The following is a 17,765-nucleotide window of genomic DNA, read 5'->3' on the forward strand; positions in this document are numbered from 1 at the left end:
ATACCGGATTCGGATGGCGTTCGATACTCTGGAGATATCGTGGAACTTCGACACCTGCGTTACTTCGTCGCCGTGGCGGAAGAACTCAACTTCACCCGCGCGGCCGAGCGCCTCTACATGGCGCAACCGCCGCTGAGCACGCAGATCCGCGGGCTGGAAGAAGAACTGGGCGTGCAGCTCTTCGAGCGCGACAAGCGCCGCGTGTACCTCACGCAGGCGGGGCGGCACTTCCTGGACCGGGCACGCACCATCCTCGCGTCGGTGCAAAGCGCGAAGGACGAGGTCCAGAGCGCGGCCGCCGGCGAGGTGGGCAAGCTCAACCTGGGCTTCACCGCGTCGTCGGTGCTCACGGCGGGGCTGCCGGCCGCCATTCGCAACTACCGCGCGGACTACCCCGCCGTCGAACTGCGGCTGCAGGAAATGGCCTCGATGCACCAGCTCGACGCCATCCACGCGCGCGAGCTCGACCTGGGCATCCTGCGCAAGCCGAACGTGAGCATTCCGATGGGCGTGACCATCGAGGAGTGGTATTCGGCGCCGCTGGTCGCGGCCATGCCGCAGCAGCACGTGCTCACGCGCGGCAAGGGCATCCACGTGCGCGAGCTGAAAGACGTGCCGCTGATCGTCTACCCGCGCGACGCCGGCATCGGGCTCTACTGGAAGGTGCAGGAGCTGTGCGCCAAGGCGGGCTTCCGGCCCGCGGTGATGCACGAGACGCGCGAAGCCTCGACCATGATCGGGCTGGTGGCCGCGGGCTTCGGCGTGGCGATCGTGCCGAGCGACACGCAGTGCATACAGCTCGAAGGCGTGCTGTACAGCCGCATCCTCGACAAGGACGCGGTGTCGAGCCTCTACCTCGGCTACCGCGATGCCGATGCCAACCCCCACCTGGACAGCCTGCTGCGATTGCTGCGCACCACGCCCACGGCCCACACGCCGGTGGGCCGCAAGAAGCCCTGACCGGTCAGGTCAGCGAATCAGGCGCGCTGGTTGCGGTGCGCGATCCAGCCCAGTGCCGCCGCCGCCAGGAGTGCCGGCACGGCCGCCAGCAGGAACAACTGGCTCCACGGCAGTTGCGCGCCCACGAGGAAGCCGCCCACCAGCGGCCCGACGATGGAGCCGATGCGGCCGATCGACATCGACAACCCCACGCCGGTCGCGCGCACGTTCGCCGGGTAGTAGTGCACGCACAGCGCGGGAATGTTCATCTGCCCGCCGATGATCAGCAGGCCGATGGCGAACACCAGGCAGAAGGCCGCGACCTCGCTGCCGACCAGGTGGAAGCCGAAGAACGGAACCAGCAGCGCACCCAGTCCGAGGCAGATCGCCACCGGGCCGAAGGGGCTGCGGCGTGCCACCACGAAGGACATGGCGAACGCGCCCGCCACGCCGCCCACATTGAGCATCACGCCGGCCAGCGCCGAGCGTTGGGGGCTCATGCCGCTCATCGAGAGCACGCTGGGCGTCCAGCTCAAAAGGAAGTAGCTCACCAGCAGGATCATGAAGGCGGCAAGGCTGATCAGCGCCGTGCCCAGGCCCCGGCCATCGGCCACCAGTTCGGCGATCGGGTGTTTGGTGCGGGCCACCGGCGCGTCGGCGCGCGAGGGGTCGCGCTCGGGCTCGGACACCGCGAACACCAGCGGCAGCATCGCCAGCGCGAGCACGCCGCCGCCGATGAAGATGCCGCGCCAGCCCACCTGCTGCATCAACGCCGCCGTGATGGCACCGCCGGCCACGGCGCCGATGGGAAAGCCCAGGAACATGCGCGAGACGGTCGCGCTGCGGCGCGCGGGCTGTGCATGCTCGGCGGCCAGCGCAGAGATGGTGGGGATCGCGCCGCCCAGGCCGATGCCCGAGAGAAAGCGCCACAGCATCAGTTGCTCGGGCGTGGCCGACCACGCGCTCAGCACGATGAAGCAGCCGGCCGAAAAAAGCGATGCCAGCAGCAGCTTGCGACGTCCGAAGCGGTCGGCCGCCGCACCCAATGCGATGGCGCCGACCACCGCGCCCGCGAAGCTCACCGCGAAGACCTTGCCGAAGGCGCCCGGCGGCATGCCCCATTCCGTCGAGATCAGCGGCGCGACGAAGGACAGCATCAGCGTGTCGTAGCCGTCGATCAGCGCCACCAGGAAGCAGACGATGAGCGCAAAGCGCGCGGTGCGCGAGGTCGCGCGGGGCGGGCTCGTCGCCCCGTCCATTGAGAGCGATAGCATTTTTTGTCTCCTGAATCGGAGCGATGCTAGGAGCCGTCAACGATATTCACAAATATCGCTTTCGAATGAATTTCGATACCTTTTCGATATTTTCATTTCTCGAAATCTGCGCGGCTTGCGGCCCGGTCTTTCCGGTCAGTCGTCGGAAAAGATCTCGCCGAACCCCTGGAAGGCCCAGCGCGCATCGCTGTGCGCATAGACCGCCGTGAATTCATTGTTGATGCCACGCGACCAGAAATGAAGGCCGAGCCGCCCGCGAAAAAGAATGATCTGCGCCAGGTCGGCATCGATCTCCCCGAGTGCTTCGACCATGCTGTCGATCAGCGGCAGCACGGCCTCCAGCGTTGGCATGACCTCGCGCTGAAGTGCCTGCAGATCGGCCGCATACACCTGCACCGTGAGTTCGCTGGATGTTCCGGCGTACAGGTCGCAGTCGAATTGCACGCGGCCTTCGGGGTCATGGCCATCACCCGCTTGAGAAAATCCCCGATGTCGAAGTTCGGCCAGGTAGTCCATGCGGCCAGTCTATCGCCGCCCTCTCCACCTGGCATCGGCATGCGCAACGCCCGATGGCCTACGGCAGCTTCGCGATCACCTTGATCTCGAACTGGAAGCCGTAGAGCCACGTCACGCCGATGCCGGTCAGCGTCGGGTGCGGCGCATCGCCCCAATACTCCGGCACCAGCTTCCATATTTTCTCGAAGTTCGTTTCCGGATCGACGATGAAGACGGTGACGTCGACCACGTCATCGAAGGTGCAGCCCGCCGCCTTCAGGATCGCATTCAGGTTGTCGAACGCGAGCCGCACCTGCGCCTGCAGCTCGGGCTCGGGCGAGCCGTCCTCGCGGCTGCCGACCTGGCCCGAGACGAACAGGAAGCCGTTGGAACGGATCGCTGGCGAATAGCGGTTCTTTTCATAGAGCGCCTGGCGCCCTGGCGGAAAAACGACGTCGCGCTTGGTCATGGATTGCCTTCTTCTTGAAGGGGTCGAAGCCGACCCCGGTGATAACGATGAAGGGACTTTAGGGAGCCGCGCCCGCCGGATAAACGGGCAAAGCCAACAATGACTGTTTGCAGAACCCAAACAATCATCTAGGGCCTGTTCACACTACACAAGGGGTCGCGAAGCTCGCCACAGCCCGCCCGTCAAGGCGCGTGACGCCGTGCGTGCGTCCGCACGCACAAGGAGCGCAACGCCGACGGGCGGGCTGTGGCGAGCTTCCCTGCGGGTTGCTTCTCCAAGGGGCCGTCTGCGGCGTTGCCCGCGCTTGCAAGGCTTCAGCCTTGCCGCGCCCGGGCGCCTTGCAGCCAGCCCCTTGGAGAAGCAACGCGACCCCTTGTGTAGTGTGAACAGGCCCTAACCCGCAGGAGCAGACATGGACCGTTTCGATGCAATGCAGGCCTTCGCCCGCGTGGTGGAAGCCGGCAGCTTCACCAAGGCGGCCGAGACGCTGCACATGAGCAAGACCAGCGTGACGCAACTGGTGCAGCAGCTCGAAGCACGGCTGCGCGTGAAGCTGCTCAATCGCACCACGCGCAAGGTCAACGTCACGGCCGACGGCGCGGCCTACTACGAGCGGGTGGTGCGCCTGCTGGCCGACATGGACGATGCGGAGACCAGCCTGTCCAGCGCGTCGGCGTTGCCCCGGGGCCGCCTGCGGGTGGACGTGCCCAGCCCGCTGGCCCGCATGATCCTGGTGCCGGCATTGCCGGCCTTCCACGCGCGCTACCCCGACATCCAGATCGACATGGGCGTGAGCGATCGCATGGTGGACGTGATCGGCGAGAACGTGGACTGCGTGGTGCGCGGCGGCGAACTCACCGACCAGTCGCTGATGGCGCGCCGCGTGGCCGACCTTCGACTGGGGGTGTACGCGGCACCGAGCTACATCGAGCGCGCCGGCACGCCCTCGCACCCGCGGGAGCTGGAGGACACGCACCACCGCATCGTGGGCTTCCTGTGGTCGCGCAGCGGCAAGGCCTTTCCGTACGCCATGCACAGCGGCAGCGAGCGCATCGAGGTGCAAGGGCGCCACGTGTTCTCGGTCGATGACGGCAATGCGTACCTCGCGGCCGGCCTTGCGGGTCTCGGCGTTCTCTGGCTACCGGACTACATGTCCGAACCGCATCGGGCGCGCGGCGAACTGGTGCCGCTGTTCGAGGGCTGGCGCCTCGATCCGATGCCGCTGTACGTGGCGTTTTCGCCGAACCGGCATGTCAGCGCCAAGTTGCGCGTGTTCATCGACTGGGTGGTCGAGCTGATGGCGCTGCATGCGCCTGTCGTCGTCCGGCGCGACGCGTGACCATTGCGAGGCGCTAACCCAGAACGTCATTCACCTGCTCATTGAATTCGGTCTGGCTGAGGGCTGCGCCGATCTCGCGCGGCAACGCATCGCGCGCCGAAAACACGCCGAGGATCTTCGCCCCCGCCACGAGCGGCAGATGGCGGAACCCGCGCTCGAGCATCAGCACCACGGCGTCGGACACCAGCGTCTCCGGCGGTATGCAGATCGGGTTCGGCGTCATGACCTCGCGCACGACCGTGCGATCGGGGTCGAGCCCCTTGGCCAGCACGCGGGTCATCAGGTCGCGCTCGGTCAGGATGCCCAGCAGGGTGTCCGGCAGCTCCATGACGAGCACGCTGCCACAGTTGGCGCGCGTCATCACGCATGCGGCGTCGCGCACGCTGGCCTGCGGGCCCAGGCTGAGCACATGCGTGCGCGAGATGGACTGAAAAACGGTGCGCTCGGCCATGATCCGCCCTCCGAAGGAGTCGTGAATGGTGCGCCTGGCGTTTGCTCAGCGCAAGGAGTTGTTGAGCCGCTCCAGCGCCTGGGCACCAGGGCAGAGCTGGGCCGGCCCCAGCGCGTTGAGCGGCCGGTCGCTGGTGTTCAGCGCCGTGTGCAGGTCGGTGGCCAGCGGATCGACGTAGAGCAGGCCCGTCACCACCTCGCCCATCTCGTGGTGCCGCTGCATGTACGCCATGGCGGCATAGCGGTCGCCGGGGTTGTAGTCGGGGTGCAGGCTGCGCAGGCGCAGCACCGTGCCGTCGTGCTGGCGAACGTCCATCACTTCGCCCGCTCCCAGGTCGACGGTGATTTCCTCCCGCCCGCTGATGAAGTCGATGCGGCTCACCGCCTCGTTGTGCTCGCGCACGTAGTCGTAGCTCTTGGTGCTGCCCGGGTGGTTGTTGAAGGCCACGCAGGGGCTGATCACGTCGATGAAGGCGGAGCCGCCGTGGCTGATCGCCCCCTTGATCAGCGGCACCAGCTGCGCCTTGTTGCCCGAAAAGCCGCGCCCCACGTAGCTGGCGCCCAACTGCAACGCCATGGCCACCAGGTCGAGCGGGTTGTCGGTGTTGACCACGCCCTTCTTGCTCTTGGAGCCTTGGTCGGCCGTGGCCGAGAACTGGCCCTTGGTCAGGCCATAGACCCCGTTGTTCTCCACGATATAGGCCATGCGCACACCGCGCCGCATGGCGTGCGCGAACTGGCCCAGGCCGATGGAAGCGGAATCCCCGTCGCCCGACACGCCCAGGTACAGCAGGTCGCGGTTGGCCAGGTTGGCGCCGGTCAGCACGCTGGGCATGCGGCCGTGCACGGTGTTGAAGCCGTGCGACGCGCCCAGAAAATAATCCGGCGTCTTGGAGCTGCAGCCGATGCCCGAGAGCTTGGCCACGCGGTGCGGCTCGATGTCCAGCTCCCAGCAGGCTTCGATGATGGCGGCGGAGATCGAGTCGTGGCCGCAACCGGCGCACAGCGTCGATATCTTTCCCTCGTAGTCGCGCCGCGTGTAGCCGACCTTGTTGGTGGCCAGCGTCGGATGGCGCAACCGGGGCTTGGCAAGGTAGGTCATGCGGATTCCTTGGTATCGGCGACGCGGGACGCCTGCGCGTGTGTCTGCGCCTGCGTCTGCTGCACATGCGCGCTGATGGCCTGGACGATGAAGCGCGCGGTGATGGGCGTGCCGTCGAAATGCAGCACCCGGATCAGCCGGGCGGGGTCGGCGTCCAGTTCATTGACCAGCAGGCTGCGCATCTGCGCGTCGCGGTTCTGCTCGACCACGAACACCTGCCTGTGCTGCGCCAGGAACTGCACCACGCTGTCCGGAAAGGGAAAGGCGCGCAGCCGCAGCGCGTCCAGATGGATGCCCTGTTCTTCCAGCGTGTCCAGCGCTTCGTGCATGGACGGGCTGGTCGATCCGAAATAGATCACGCCCAGGTCGGTCTTCTCGGCGGCCGGCCGCAGCACCGGCTGCGGCACCAGGGTGGCCGCGGTCGCGAACTTCTTCAGCAGCCGCTCCATGTTGTAGATGTAGTCCGGCCCGCGCTCCGAATACCGGGCGTAGGCGTCGCGTGTGGTGCCGCGCGTGAAGTAGCTGCCCTTGGTCGGGTGCGTGCCCGGCAGCGTGCGCCAGGGAATGCCGTCGCCGTCCACGTCCTTGTAGCGGCCGAAGTCGCGGCCCGCTTCCAGCTCTTCGGCGCTCATGACCTTGCCGCGGTCGTAGGCCGCGCTGTCGTCCCAGGCGAAGGGCTCGCACAGGCGCTGGTTCATGCCGATGTCCAGGTCGGTCATCAGGAACACGGGCGTCTGCAGCCGGTCGGCCAGGTCCAGCGCCGCCGCCGCATGCTCGAAGCACTCGTACGGATCTTCGGGAAACAGCAGCACGTGCTTGGTGTCGCCATGCGAGGCATAGGCGCAGCACAGGATGTCGGCCTGCTGGGTACGCGTGGGCATGCCGGTGGAGGGGCCGCCGCGCTGCACGTTGATCAGCGTGACGGGAATCTCGGCGAAGTAGGCCAGGCCGATGAACTCGGTCATCAGCGAAATGCCCGGCCCCGAGGTGGCCGTGAAGGCCCGTGCGCCGTTCCATCCGGCGCCGACCACCATGCCGATGGAGGCGAGTTCATCTTCCGCCTGCACGATGGCAAAGCGGTGCTGGCCGGTGGACGGGTCCACGCGGAACTTGGTGCAGTACTTCTGGAAAGCCTCGGCCACCGAGGACGACGGCGTGATCGGATACCAGGCCGCCACCGTGGCGCCGCCATACACGCAGCCCAGCGCCACGGCGCTGTTGCCGTCCACGAAGATGCGGTTGCCCACACGGTCGGCACGCCGCACCTGCAGGCCCACGGGTTCGCGCAGGTTCTCTCTTGCGAAGTCGCAGCCCAGGTGCAGCGCCTGCACGTTGGAGGCCAACAGCTTTTCCTTGCCCTTGTACTGTTCGCCGAACAGCTTCTCGACCACTTCCGGCTCGATGCCCAGCAGGATGGCCAGAGCGCCCACGTAGACGATGTTCTTGAAGAGCTGGCGCTGGCGCGGGTCCTGGTAGACGGCGTTGCAGATCTCGGTGAGCGGCATGCCGATCACGCGGATGTCGCTGCGGAATTTCGACGGCGGCAGCGGCCGCGTGCTGTCGTAGAAAAGGTAGCCGCCGGGCTCCAGCTCGGCCAGGTCGGCGTCCCAGGTCTGCGGGTTCATCGCCACCATCATGTCGGTGCCGCCGCGCCGGCCCAGGTGGCCCTGCTCGGTCACGCGCACCTCGTACCAGGTCGGCAGACCCTGGATGTTGCTGGGGAAGATGTTGCGCGGACTCACCGGCACGCCCATGCGCAGGATGGCCTTGGCGAACAGCTCGTTGGCCGAGGCCGAACCCGAGCCGTTGACGTTGGCGAACTTGATGACGAAGTCGTTGATGCCTTCGATCTGCGGAACGGCGCTCATGCGGCCACTCCCTGCCCCGCGGGCGTCATCTTCAGCAGGAACTTCTGCATGTCCCAGGCCCCCGTGGGGCAGCGCTCGGCGCACAGGCCGCAGTGCAGGCAGACGTCTTCGTCCTTGACCATGACGCGGCCCGTCTTGAGCCCGCCGGACACGTACAGGTCTTGCGTCAGGTTCAGCGCCGGCGCCTTGAGCCGGGGCCGCAGCTCAGCCTCTTCGCCGTTGTCGACGAAGCTGATGCAGTCCATCGGGCAGATGTCCACGCACGCATCGCACTCGATGCAGGCGGTCTCGGTGAACACGGTCTGCACGTCGCAGTTCAGGCAGCGCTCGGCTTCCTTGAAGGCGGTGGCGGCATCGAAGCCCAGCTCGACCTCGACGCGAATGCTGGCCAGTGCCGTCTCGGCCTTGGCCCATGGCACCTTGTAGCGCAGGTCGTTGGAGGTGTCGTTGTCGTAGCTCCACTCGTGGATGCCCATCTTCTGCGACACCAGGTTGGTCATGGGCGCGGGGCGAACATAGACCGGCTCGGCATGCAGCAGCTTGTCGATCGACACGGCCGCCTCGTGGCCATGGGCCACGGCCGTGATGATGTTCTTGGGGCCGAAGGCCGCATCGCCGCCGAAAAAGACGCGGGGCACGCTGGACTGGAAGGTGTTCTTGTCCAGCACCGGCAGGCCCGACTTGTCGAAGTCGATGCCGCAGTCGCGCTCGATCCAGGGGAAGGCGTTTTCCTGGCCCACCGCGACCAGCACTTCGTCGCATTCGAAGAAGGCGTCCGGCTCGCCGGTGGGCACCAGCGAACGGCGGCCCTTGTCGTCGTACGCGGCCCGCACGATCTCGAACAACATGCCCTTCAGCTTGCCCTCTTCATGCACGAAGGCCTTGGGCACGTGGAAGTTGATGATCGGAATGCCTTCGTGCTGGGCGTCTTCCTTTTCCCAGGGCGAGGCCTTCATCTCCTCGAAGCCGCTGCGCACGATGACCTTCACGTCGGTGCCCCCCAGTCGACGAGCCGACCTGCAGCAGTCCATGGCCGTGTTGCCACCGCCCAGCACGACCACGCGCTTGCCGATGCTGCTGATATGACCAAAAGAGACCGAGTTGAGCCAGTCGATGCCGATGTGGATGCTGGCCGCGGCCTCCTGCCGGCCGGGCATGTCCAGGTCGCGCCCGCGCGGCGCGCCGCAGCCGACGAAGATCGCGTCCCAGTCCTGCGCCATCAGCGCCGTCATCGAATCGATGCGCTCGCCGCTGCGGAACTCGACGCCCAGGTCCAGGATGTAGCCCGTCTCCTCGTCGATCACCGACTCGGGCAGGCGAAAGCGCGGGATCTGCGTGCGGATGAAACCGCCGGCCTTGGCCTCGCCGTCGAACACCGTCACCTCGTAGCCCAGCGGTGCCAGGTCGCGCGCGACAGTGAGCGAGGCCGGCCCCGCGCCGATGCAGGCAACGCGCTTGCCGTTCTTCGGTGCGAGCGTCGGCATGCGCGCGCGCACGTCGTCCTTCATGTCAGCGGCCACGCGCTTGAGCCGGCAGATCGCCACCGGTTCGGGATCCTGGGCGTTGCTTTCCTCCACCCGCCCGCGCCGGCAGGCCGGCTCGCAAGGCCGGTCGCAGGTGCGCCCCAGGATGCCGGGAAAGACGTTGGAGGCCCAGTTGATCATGTAGGCGTCGCTGTAGCGGCGCTGCGCGATCATGCGGATGTATTCAGGGACGGGCGTGTGCGCCGGACAGGCGTACTGGCAATCGACGACCTTGTGGAAGTAGGCCGGATTTGCGATGTTTGTTCGCTGCAATGCGTGTCTCCTGGACAAACGCCCGGGACCCCGGAGGGGCCCGACATGTGGCTTGGCGCCAGTATGCGCCGCACTGGTGCACGCACAGCCTTGGTGAAATCCCGCGGTGACGGGACCCTCGGGGCGAGATCCGGAAACGAAGGTGCGACCTCTGCGAGAGGCCCGGCGCACTGCGAACTATTTCTTGATGAAGTACCGGCTGGGCGCCTCGCCCAGCGCATGCCGGAACACCGTGGCAAAGGCGCTCGGGCTGCTGTAGCCCAGGTCCGCGGCCACGCGCGTGACCGGCTCGCCATGGCCCAGGCGAACCACCGCGGCAAGCAGGCAGGCTTGCTGGCGCCACTCGATGTAGCTCACGCCGGTGTGCTGGCGGAACTGCCGGGTGAACGTGCGGCGGCTCATGCCCGTGCGTGCGGCCATGTCGTCGATGCCGATCTCCAGCGAGGGGTTGATCAGCATCTCCCGGCAGGCTTGCGCAAGGCGTGGGTCGGTGGGCAGCGGGGCATTGAGCGACAGCGTCTTCATGTCCGCGATCTCGTGCAGCAAGAGATTCATCAGATGCGCATCGCGTCCGCCGAGCTTGTACAGCGCAGGCACATCGACGGCCTTCTCCAGCAACTGGCGCAGCAGCGGCGACACGTCGAGCACCCGGCAGTCGTCCGGCAGCCCCAGGCGTTGTGCCGCCTTGCTGCGGACATAGGTGTTGAGCATGGTCACCGCACCGCGCATCTGCATCGCGTGCTGCAGGCGGGCCGGCACCCAGATGGCACGTTGCGCCGGAACGACCCAGTTGCCTTTGTCGGTGAACACGGTGATCACTCCGCAGGCGGCGTACGCGAGCTGCCCACGCTCGTGGCTGTGCGAAGGAAACAGCTCGCCGTCCGGATAGTCGCGGGCCGTCACCACGGCATCGCGCGGTGTCTTCACGTAGGGATTGATGTCGATTTCTCGCATGGCCCGGATTTGACATCAATTGACCCACCATCGAAGGCGGGCCGGGTCGAAATCCAGCCAAATCACCTTGGCCGACGCCCTCCGCGCCGGCGCACCCGACGCGGAAATACCGACCATGCAAAAGAAACACCTGCTCCTGGCCATCCTCGTGACGGCCGTCTGGGGATTCAACTTTCCAATCACCAAGCTTGGCCTGGCCAGGGTCGACCCGCTGCTGCTCACGGCCATCCGCTTCACGCTGGCGGCCTTGCCCCTGGTGTTCATCGTCAAGCGCCCGCAGGTCGCCTTCGGATGGCTCGCGGCCTACGGGCTGATCTTCGGCGTGGCGATGTGGGCCTTGATCAACCTGGGCATCGCGTGGGGCGTGCCGCCGGGCAGCGCCGCCTTGCTGATCCAGTTCAGCGCCTTCTTCACGCTGGGCTGGGGCGTGCTGTTGTTCAAGGAAGGGTTGAGCCTGCCGCAGGTCGTCGGCCTCGTGCTGGCGGCGCTTGGATTGGTGGGCATCCTGTCGGGCCGTTCAGATGGAGCGACCCTGCTCGGCTTTTCCCTGGTCATGGTCAGCGCCGTGGCATGGAGCATTGGCAACATCGTCGTCAAGGTGTCCGGGGTACGCGAGATCTTCGCCTTCGTGGTCTGGGCCAGCCTGTTTCCGCCGATACCCCTGTTCCTGCTGACCTGGCTGTTCCACGGATCGGCGCCGTATCTCACGCTGCTCGATCATGTCGACGGCGTGGCCGTGTTTTCGCTGCTGTTCCAGGTCTACGGCGCCACTCACTTCTGCTACTGGGGGTGGAACCTGCTGCTGCGCGAATACCCGGTTTCGCGCGTGGCGCCGCTTTCACTTCTGATTCCGGTGTTCGGCATCGCCGGGTCCATCCTTATCTTCGGGCAGCAGCCCAGTGCTTCCGAGTGGACTTCGATTGCGCTGATCCTGGCTGCGCTGGCGGTCGGGCTGGTGAAGGGGCCGGCGGTTCTGGCCAGCAGGGCTGGGCAACGGGCATGAGTGGCTGCATCGCCCAAAGACGATCCACGAAGAAAGCAGCGTGATGCCTGCTTCTTCGAAGTATTTTCAAGGGGGAAGGGAACGTGGTGGTAGGCCGTGATGGGCTTGAACCATCGACCAACGGATTATGAGTCCGCTGCTCTAACCAACTGAGCTAACGGCCCACGCGGGCACGATTCTATTCGTGCCGCGCCACCCGCCCGCTCACTTGCGGTGGCTCAGCGCGTTGCCGATCAGCCGCGACGTGATGTCGACGATCTGGATCATGCGTTCGTAAGGCATGCGGGTCGGCCCGATCACGCCCAGCGTGCCGACCACCTGCCCATCGACCTCGTAGTTGGCGCTGACGATGGAGAGTTCCTCGAACGGCACCACCTGGCTCTCGCCGCCGATGAAGATGCGCACGCCTTCGGCCTTGCTCGACACGTCGAGCAGCCGCATGAGCTGCGCCTTCTGCTCGAAGAGTTCGAAGGCGCGGCGCAGTTGCCCCATGTCGCTGGAGAAATCGCTCACCGCGAGCAGGTTGCGCTCGCCGGAGATCACGACCTCGTCTTCCTGCGCCTCGGTCAGCACTTCGGAACTGACCTGCACCGCTGCCTGCATCAGCGCCGCGATCTCGCCGCGCAGTTTTTCGACCTCGGACTGCAGACGGTCGCGCACCTGCTCGATCGTCAGGCCCGCGTAGTGCGCATTGATGTAGTTGGAGGCCTCGACCAGCTGCGACTGCGAATAGTCGGCCTCCGGGAAGATCACCCGGTTCTGCACGTCGCCATCGGGCGACACGATGATCACCAGCAGCCGGTTTTCGGACAGCCGCAGGAACTCGATCTGCTTGAACACCGACGCGCGCCGGGGCGCCATCACGACACCCACGAACTGCGACAGGTTCGACAGCAGGTGGGCCGCGTTGGCAATCACCTTCTGCGGCTGGTCGGGCGCAAGGCTCGGCGTGCTCATCTGCTCGCGCTGGGCCGTCAACATGGTGTCGACAAAGAGGCGGTAGCCACGATGCGTTGGAATGCGGCCAGCCGACGTGTGCGGACTGGCAATCAGCCCCAGCGCCTCCAGGTCCGACATGACGTTGCGGATGGTCGCCGGCGACAGGTCCAGCCCCGAGGATCGCGAGAGCGTGCGTGACCCGACGGGTTGCCCGTCGGCGATGTAGCGCTCGACGAGCGTCTTGAGCAGCAACTTGGCACGGTCGTCCAGCATTGCAAGATTTTAGTGTTGTACTTCGAAAAGTTTGGGAAACAGAGGCGCATAGCCTAGCTCACCCGGCGAAGTCGCAAGCCGCCCCGGCCTCGACGTGTCACGCCAGCCCGCACGAGCGCAGAACGGACAGCCGTGGGGGACACCCCGAACATGAGTGCCACTTCTGCCAGAGTGAACCCTGCGGAATAAAGCACCCCCACGGTATCGGCCTCATCACCCGTCACCAGCGTACTGCGCCCAAACTGAACGCCACGCGCCATAGCTGCGACCCTGCCCGCTTGGCAGCGCTCTCGAATAATGGCTCGTTCAAGCTGTGCAACAGCACCCAGAATCTGCAGCACGAATTCACCCATCGCGGAAGACGTATCAATCGGCTCCGTGAGCGACTTAACTGCACACCCCGCGTGCTTCAGCCGGTCCAACAACTGCAGCAAATCTTTGAGACTTCGCGCCAGCCGGTCTAGCTTGTAAACCACCAGCGTACAGCCTGGACGCAACGACGCAAGCGCCCGGTGCAGCTCGGGCCGAGGTCCGATGCCGCTGGTCTTTTCGGAGTAAATCTCACGCACACCAGCACCACGCAATGCATCAAGCTGCATACGCGTTTCCTGATCGTTGGTGGACACCCGCGCATAACCTACAAGCATCGAAATCCTCTCAAACAAACCGCCAAAAGATGTATGTATTTGGCCGCTCAGCCGCTTAAACCCAAGCACTGACACTTGCCAGCCCCTGATCCGCTCCACAGAGGGCAATCTCTGTAGACTGCACATCAAAGGAGAGGGCCATGGGGATTCAGGACAGAGACTGGTATCGCGACGAGATGCGACGACGACAACGAGAAGAAGAAGCCGCAGAAAAAAGACGGAAATCCCCGCTGCGAGGGCTCATGGGGGTTCGCACGGTGAACCGAGGACAAGCACCAAAGCTATGGGGCGGAGACTGGCACTGGAGCATCCAACTGCTGGTATGGCTTGGCATCGTGGTACTCATGCTGATTGCTTGGCGACTGGTTCGATAGGCCGGGTACAGGGAGCACGAGCGACCTACCCCCGCAAGCGGGTCCCCGAACTTCCGGCTTTGCAGTAAGGGGGTGGCGTGGACCGGGGCACGTGCGGCGCTCCGGGCCGGTGCTCGGGTGGCCCCTCCCCGCAAGCGGGTCCCCTCCCTCCACTGCGCGCCGTCCCTGCGCTCACATGGTGCTGACACTGGACGCGGGAGGCGTTCCCTTCGGCATAGCCAGCACCACGGGGTCCTGCTTGGAACCCTGCGGCATGGCCGGTGCGTCGCACGTGATCGGCTTGGACTTGTCTTTCCACCGCAGCGTGCCCATGCATTCGGCCAACGGTTCCCACCGGTAGCCCGCGCGCACAAGCTGCTCGCTATTGGTATCCGCGATCCGCTGGCCGTTCATGCTGATCGCGAAATCGCACCTAGTGCGTTTGCCCAGCGTTATGCAGCCGGTCAGGTGCAGCCCCTTCGCTGCATAGGGCTCGGGCACCTCGTTGGGGTCTACAGGCTTCGCATCCGGGCCGCTGGCGAGCTTTTCCGCCCCTGCCGGGGGCGAGGTAGCCGCAACAGGCTTCGAGGCCTCCACGGGCGCGGAAATGGCCTCGCCGCGCGGCTGTGCTGGCGGCTTGTCCCCAGCAGGCCAGAAAGCGTAAATACAGGCCACCAGGGTGACGGCGTAGAAGGCCCACGAGAAGCGCTTGAACTTCACCAGCATCGGGGAGACGTCATCGGCCTTTTGCTCGGCGACGGCCATGCCCTGCGTGTGGCTGCGCCAGAGCTTGAAGTACTGAGCCTGATAGGTACGCTCGCTCACCGACACCTCGCCGCCGCCGACACCATCGAGAACCTTGCGGATGTAGCCATTGGGCTTGCCAAGGGCTACGGCCTTGCGGACCTTGTAGCAGACCTGCACGAGGTCTCGAATCGCTCGACTGATCTTGTTGCTCGACTGGGTGATCAGCAGCACATCGGCGTTGTAGTGCCGGTGCATCGAGAACCACTCTTCGACGCCGATGCTCGTGCGGCCCACGGGCATGCAGAAGTGGCATTCGTCCACCACGTACAGCGGGCCGAAGCCATCGGCATGACGCCATGTGCTGGCGAAGTCCTCCGGGTTGGCAAAGGCCCGCTCCGACCACTCGGGGACACGACGCATGGGCACGGGCGTACCGTCTTCCGCAGAGCGTGGCGCGGGCCGCTGCGCAAGCGTCTTCTCCCGTAGCTCAATCAAGGCCGGCCAGCTCGCATCGATTGCCGCGAAGTGCTCAACGTTAAGCGGCAAATTGGTGATCACCATGCGCCCACGCATGAGCGCCTGCAGCACGTGGAACACCACGGCCTCGTAGCTCTTTCCAGCACCAGGAGCACCGAGCAAAAGGTTGATCATGATCCAAGCCTCGTAAAAGGAATGAGCTGCAGCACAAGGCGAATCGCGATAGCCGCAGTGATGATGGAAATGGCGGTGCCGACGCCGAGCAGACTGAGCACATTCAGAATTTCAGCGGGCAGCGTTCCAGCACTGCTGGCGTAGCTCTGCAACCCACTCACATCGAGCGCGCTGATGGCGGAAACTGCGACCTTGAGCACTTGCTCGAAGAGCCAGGAGAAGGCGTCTTTGCAGACCAGCCAGATGGCAACGAAGACCGCAGCCCAAAGCGCGCCGATCCACGTGAGTACCGCCGCGATCTTGGCGAACAGCATGCTGAAGGCTGCTGCCATGTCAACCTCCGAAGACCAGAGCGCGAGCCAGTAGCAAGGCACTGGCAATGACGATCAACCGCGCCCAGTCCCACACCTCGCACGGTGGCGCGATGTTGCGCGTGCCGTAGCTGGCCCACTGGGCGAAGGTCAGATCAATGTTCATGGTTGGGCATGAGCCACCAGAGCCAACCTGTGGCATGAGCTGGCTGGTCAACTGAGACAGCGAGGTGTTCTTGAGCTTGTCTTTCTGATCGCGCCACACGCCCTCAAGACCATCGGGATATTTCGCCTCGTAGAGCTTGGGAAGCCCAGGCAGCGCGGTATCAACAGGAGCAGGTTCTTCAGGCTTCTGTTCGTCTCCAGGAGCCGTCGTGTCGGTCGTGGACTCGGTGACGGTGCCGTCCTGCTTCTTCGTTTCCGTCTTTGTCTGCGTGCCGGTATTCGTGACCGTCGAGCCGTTGTAGGTGTAGTTGTTGGTGACAGTCGAAATCTTGGTGCTGTTGTCAATGTTGTTGACCGTGGTGGTAGTCGGTCCTGCAACTGCGGCAGGCCCGGACACCGAGATGCTTCCAATCGGTAGCTTGCTTGCCTGACCCGCCGCATCCAACTCGGGAACGATCATTGGAGACACCGGGGTGTTCTTCATGTACGGGGCAATGTCATCCATCGACGCGGGCAACCAACCGGTCCGAACGTCCGTTGTCTGCTGCAACGCCGCTGTGACCTGCTCTACCGAGTTGTTGGCCCTCTTGATCATGCGAATGCAAAAGGGCGCGCTCCAAGACTGACTTTGGACCGTATGTGTTCCCCAAGAAGCATTGGCGGTGTCGGTTAGATATGTCTGCACAGCAGGGGCAAACAAGCACGCATCTGAGCCACTGTTCCAGTAGCCAAGATCGATAGAGGAACCGCTCGTAAGTCGCCATCGGTATTGCACATTGGAGCGCTCCAGTTCCTTCGTCTCAGGATTGATGCGCCCGCCTGCATTCGCAAGCCACTGCATGGCAATTGGCGCCGCAATCGTCGCACCCGCGCAGACAGCCGCTCCGACGACCCCGCCCTTGATACAGGAAAGGGCCGACAGCGCAGCAGGAATGAGCATGTCCTTTGAAATCTCACCCACGACGCCCACCGGCACGCCCTTGCCGTTCACATCGACCTTTGCGTCGGCGCCCACCTTGACACCACCAGAAGGAGAAGACGCAACGCCATAGTTGCCTGCTTGTTGCCAGCCACCGCCAGGGGTCAACGCAGACGGCGCGCTGGTGACGATAGGAGTACCGTTTGAAGCGCTGGATATGGTTGTAGATTTTCCCTTGCCACTCGCCACAAAGTCAGGGATGCCACGGGCATGCGCCTTTGGCATTGCAATGAACACAGACGCCACGGCGAACGCGACGATGTGAAGCCGAAAATTGGTGTTCATTGCGATGCCCTCAAGCCGAGAACAAAGCAAGCAGCACTCATCCCGCCGAGCATGGCCACAAGGCCGAAGAACAACGCAATGAGTGCTCCGCTTGCCATGATCGATCAGACCTTGCTGATGATGCGCTTGGCGAGGCTCGGGCCCTTGAAGACCAGGGCAATCGCCACGATCACCAGGGCGGCGGCGCCGACCTTCGTTGCCACGCCCGACAGATCGACGGCATCGAGTGCCGCGCCGATACCGTCGCCGCCTGCGGCTTGCGCGTGGCCGACCATCAGGAAGGGCGCCGTCATGACGGCCACTGCCACCTTTGCGCCGAACTTGCGAGCCACATTACGAGTGTTGTTGAACATGAAATTTCTCCAGAAAAAATGCCCCGGTGCGAGGGCTGAAGTTGCACCCGTCAGGCCACGGCGCATCACTGCGTTGGTGGCCTGACAGTCGCAAAACCTCTTCATACTTTCTTGATCAAACCGAGCGCGAGCCCAAGCACGTAGCCGAGCAGGAAGCCCATCAACACGAATCCGAAGCCCCACGATGCAACCTTGGCGATCTCCACCGGCGTGATGCCGAATTGCGCGGGGTCGAGGATTTCCGCCGTGGTGCTCCACTGCTGTGCGTCGAGCGGACACGGCGTTGCGTCGGAGGTGCAGACCAGGAAGCGCATCAGACGGGTGGGAACACGTCATCGACGGTCTGAGGACCGTGGCAGTGTGGGCAGACGAT

At 64.8% G+C, this 17,765-nt stretch carries 18 protein-coding genes and 1 tRNA gene; 3 read left to right on the top strand and 16 right to left on the bottom strand.

The genetic code is table 11. From position 1 onward, the window contains the following. Nucleotides 1-39: 39 nt before the first annotated feature. Entirely contained in the window at nucleotides 40-960 is a 921-nt protein-coding gene (locus ACSFB7_RS32120) for a LysR substrate-binding domain-containing protein (RefSeq protein ID WP_435476384.1), read from the top strand. Nucleotides 961-977: 17 nt separating this feature from the next. Here ACSFB7_RS32120 and ACSFB7_RS32125 read toward each other — a convergent pair whose 3' ends face one another. The 3 genes from ACSFB7_RS32125 to ACSFB7_RS32135 form a co-directional block, all read right to left on the bottom strand. Then, nucleotides 978-2,213 (bottom strand): MFS transporter, encoded by a 1,236-nt coding sequence (locus ACSFB7_RS32125; protein ID WP_435476385.1) that lies wholly within the window; start codon nucleotides 2,211-2,213, stop codon nucleotides 978-980. 135 nt (nucleotides 2,214-2,348) lie between these two features. Continuing rightward, nucleotides 2,349-2,729: a hypothetical protein gene (locus ACSFB7_RS32130; protein ID WP_435476386.1), complete on the bottom strand. Its 381-nt coding sequence runs from the start codon at nucleotides 2,727-2,729 to the stop codon at nucleotides 2,349-2,351. A gap of 58 nt (nucleotides 2,730-2,787) precedes the next feature. After that, nucleotides 2,788-3,177: a RidA family protein gene (locus ACSFB7_RS32135; protein ID WP_435476387.1), complete on the bottom strand. Its 390-nt coding sequence runs from the start codon at nucleotides 3,175-3,177 to the stop codon at nucleotides 2,788-2,790. Between the two features lie 412 nt (nucleotides 3,178-3,589). Here ACSFB7_RS32135 and ACSFB7_RS32140 point away from each other — a divergent pair, with 412 nt between their 5' ends. Next, nucleotides 3,590-4,516, top strand: a complete 927-nt coding sequence (locus ACSFB7_RS32140; protein WP_435476388.1) for a LysR family transcriptional regulator — start codon at nucleotides 3,590-3,592, stop codon at nucleotides 4,514-4,516. Between the two features lie 13 nt (nucleotides 4,517-4,529). Here ACSFB7_RS32140 and ACSFB7_RS32145 read toward each other — a convergent pair whose 3' ends face one another. From ACSFB7_RS32145 to ACSFB7_RS32165, 5 genes are all read right to left on the bottom strand, one after another. Then, nucleotides 4,530-4,967 (bottom strand): CBS domain-containing protein, encoded by a 438-nt coding sequence (locus ACSFB7_RS32145; RefSeq protein WP_435476389.1) that lies wholly within the window; start codon nucleotides 4,965-4,967, stop codon nucleotides 4,530-4,532. A 45-nt stretch (nucleotides 4,968-5,012) separates the two neighbouring features. Then, nucleotides 5,013-6,068, bottom strand: a complete 1,056-nt coding sequence (locus ACSFB7_RS32150; RefSeq protein WP_435476390.1) for a 2-oxoacid:ferredoxin oxidoreductase subunit beta — start codon at nucleotides 6,066-6,068, stop codon at nucleotides 5,013-5,015. Then, nucleotides 6,065-7,936 (bottom strand): 2-oxoacid:acceptor oxidoreductase subunit alpha, encoded by a 1,872-nt coding sequence (locus tag ACSFB7_RS32155; RefSeq protein WP_435476391.1) that lies wholly within the window; start codon nucleotides 7,934-7,936, stop codon nucleotides 6,065-6,067. Before ACSFB7_RS32155 ends, ACSFB7_RS32150 begins: the two co-directional genes overlap by 4 nt. Next, complete coding sequence (locus tag ACSFB7_RS32160) at nucleotides 7,933-9,732, bottom strand: FAD-dependent oxidoreductase (RefSeq protein WP_435476392.1); 1,800 nt, start codon at nucleotides 9,730-9,732, stop codon at nucleotides 7,933-7,935. The genes ACSFB7_RS32155 and ACSFB7_RS32160 overlap by 4 nt, the downstream gene beginning before the upstream one ends. Nucleotides 9,733-9,909: 177 nt before the next feature. Then, a complete protein-coding gene (locus ACSFB7_RS32165) occupies nucleotides 9,910-10,686 on the bottom strand; it encodes an AraC family ligand binding domain-containing protein (RefSeq protein WP_435476393.1) in 777 nt (258 codons plus the stop codon). Nucleotides 10,687-10,801: 115 nt separating this feature from the next. Between ACSFB7_RS32165 and ACSFB7_RS32170 the strand changes: the two genes are divergently transcribed. Beyond that, nucleotides 10,802-11,689: an EamA family transporter gene (locus ACSFB7_RS32170; RefSeq protein WP_435476394.1), complete on the top strand. Its 888-nt coding sequence runs from the start codon at nucleotides 10,802-10,804 to the stop codon at nucleotides 11,687-11,689. Nucleotides 11,690-11,776: 87 nt separating this feature from the next. Here ACSFB7_RS32170 and ACSFB7_RS32175 read toward each other — a convergent pair. The 8 genes from ACSFB7_RS32175 to ACSFB7_RS32210 form a co-directional block, all read right to left on the bottom strand. Beyond that, nucleotides 11,777-11,853: transfer RNA gene (locus ACSFB7_RS32175), tRNA-Ile, on the bottom strand. Nucleotides 11,854-11,893: 40 nt separating this feature from the next. Next, nucleotides 11,894-12,901: a heat-inducible transcriptional repressor HrcA gene (gene hrcA / locus ACSFB7_RS32180; protein WP_435476395.1), complete on the bottom strand. Its 1,008-nt coding sequence runs from the start codon at nucleotides 12,899-12,901 to the stop codon at nucleotides 11,894-11,896. Nucleotides 12,902-12,954: 53 nt separating this feature from the next. Beyond that, entirely contained in the window at nucleotides 12,955-13,548 is a 594-nt protein-coding gene (locus ACSFB7_RS32185) for a recombinase family protein (protein ID WP_435476396.1), read from the bottom strand. A 545-nt stretch (nucleotides 13,549-14,093) separates the two neighbouring features. After that, the gene (locus tag ACSFB7_RS32190) at nucleotides 14,094-15,299 is read right to left on the bottom strand and encodes a zonular occludens toxin domain-containing protein (RefSeq protein WP_435476397.1); all 1,206 of its coding nucleotides are present in this window, start codon (nucleotides 15,297-15,299) and stop codon (nucleotides 14,094-14,096) included. Next, on the bottom strand, nucleotides 15,296-15,631 hold the full coding sequence (locus ACSFB7_RS32195; protein WP_435476398.1) for a DUF2523 family protein: 336 nt from the start codon (nucleotides 15,629-15,631) through the stop codon (nucleotides 15,296-15,298). Before ACSFB7_RS32195 ends, ACSFB7_RS32190 begins: the two co-directional genes overlap by 4 nt. Nucleotide 15,632: 1 nt before the next feature. Further along, nucleotides 15,633-17,039 (bottom strand): hypothetical protein, encoded by a 1,407-nt coding sequence (locus ACSFB7_RS32200; RefSeq protein WP_435476399.1) that lies wholly within the window; start codon nucleotides 17,037-17,039, stop codon nucleotides 15,633-15,635. Nucleotides 17,040-17,143: 104 nt separating this feature from the next. Beyond that, nucleotides 17,144-17,392: a hypothetical protein gene (locus ACSFB7_RS32205; protein WP_435476400.1), complete on the bottom strand. Its 249-nt coding sequence runs from the start codon at nucleotides 17,390-17,392 to the stop codon at nucleotides 17,144-17,146. A 101-nt stretch (nucleotides 17,393-17,493) separates the two neighbouring features. Further along, nucleotides 17,494-17,706, bottom strand: a complete 213-nt coding sequence (locus ACSFB7_RS32210) for a hypothetical protein (protein ID WP_435476401.1) — start codon at nucleotides 17,704-17,706, stop codon at nucleotides 17,494-17,496. Nucleotides 17,707-17,765 lie beyond the last annotated feature (59 nt).

The organism is Variovorax raffinosi, assembly GCF_051216615.1.
GTDB lineage: Bacteria > Pseudomonadota > Gammaproteobacteria > Burkholderiales > Burkholderiaceae_C > Variovorax.

What these genes read in the sequence shown, in the direction of transcription:
- ACSFB7_RS32125 (WP_435476385.1), bottom strand. Translation starts at nt 2,213, where the DNA reads ATGCTATCGCTCTCAATGGACGGGGCGACGAGCCCGCCCCGCGCGACC.
- ACSFB7_RS32130 (WP_435476386.1), bottom strand. Translation starts at nt 2,729, where the DNA reads ATGGACTACCTGGCCGAACTTCGACATCGGGGATTTTCTCAAGCGGGT.
- ACSFB7_RS32135 (WP_435476387.1), bottom strand. Translation starts at nt 3,177, where the DNA reads ATGACCAAGCGCGACGTCGTTTTTCCGCCAGGGCGCCAGGCGCTCTAT.
- ACSFB7_RS32140 (WP_435476388.1), top strand. Translation starts at nt 3,590, where the DNA reads ATGGACCGTTTCGATGCAATGCAGGCCTTCGCCCGCGTGGTGGAAGCC.
- ACSFB7_RS32145 (WP_435476389.1), bottom strand. Translation starts at nt 4,967, where the DNA reads ATGGCCGAGCGCACCGTTTTTCAGTCCATCTCGCGCACGCATGTGCTC.
- ACSFB7_RS32150 (WP_435476390.1), bottom strand. Translation starts at nt 6,068, where the DNA reads ATGACCTACCTTGCCAAGCCCCGGTTGCGCCATCCGACGCTGGCCACC.
- ACSFB7_RS32155 (WP_435476391.1), bottom strand. Translation starts at nt 7,936, where the DNA reads ATGAGCGCCGTTCCGCAGATCGAAGGCATCAACGACTTCGTCATCAAG.
- ACSFB7_RS32165 (WP_435476393.1), bottom strand. Translation starts at nt 10,686, where the DNA reads ATGCGAGAAATCGACATCAATCCCTACGTGAAGACACCGCGCGATGCC.
- ACSFB7_RS32170 (WP_435476394.1), top strand. Translation starts at nt 10,802, where the DNA reads ATGCAAAAGAAACACCTGCTCCTGGCCATCCTCGTGACGGCCGTCTGG.
- hrcA (WP_435476395.1), bottom strand. Translation starts at nt 12,901, where the DNA reads ATGCTGGACGACCGTGCCAAGTTGCTGCTCAAGACGCTCGTCGAGCGC.
- ACSFB7_RS32185 (WP_435476396.1), bottom strand. Translation starts at nt 13,548, where the DNA reads ATGCTTGTAGGTTATGCGCGGGTGTCCACCAACGATCAGGAAACGCGT.
- ACSFB7_RS32190 (WP_435476397.1), bottom strand. Translation starts at nt 15,299, where the DNA reads ATGATCAACCTTTTGCTCGGTGCTCCTGGTGCTGGAAAGAGCTACGAG.
- ACSFB7_RS32195 (WP_435476398.1), bottom strand. Translation starts at nt 15,631, where the DNA reads ATGGCAGCAGCCTTCAGCATGCTGTTCGCCAAGATCGCGGCGGTACTC.
- ACSFB7_RS32200 (WP_435476399.1), bottom strand. Translation starts at nt 17,039, where the DNA reads ATGAACACCAATTTTCGGCTTCACATCGTCGCGTTCGCCGTGGCGTCT.
- ACSFB7_RS32205 (WP_435476400.1), bottom strand. Translation starts at nt 17,392, where the DNA reads ATGTTCAACAACACTCGTAATGTGGCTCGCAAGTTCGGCGCAAAGGTG.
- ACSFB7_RS32210 (WP_435476401.1), bottom strand. Translation starts at nt 17,706, where the DNA reads ATGCGCTTCCTGGTCTGCACCTCCGACGCAACGCCGTGTCCGCTCGAC.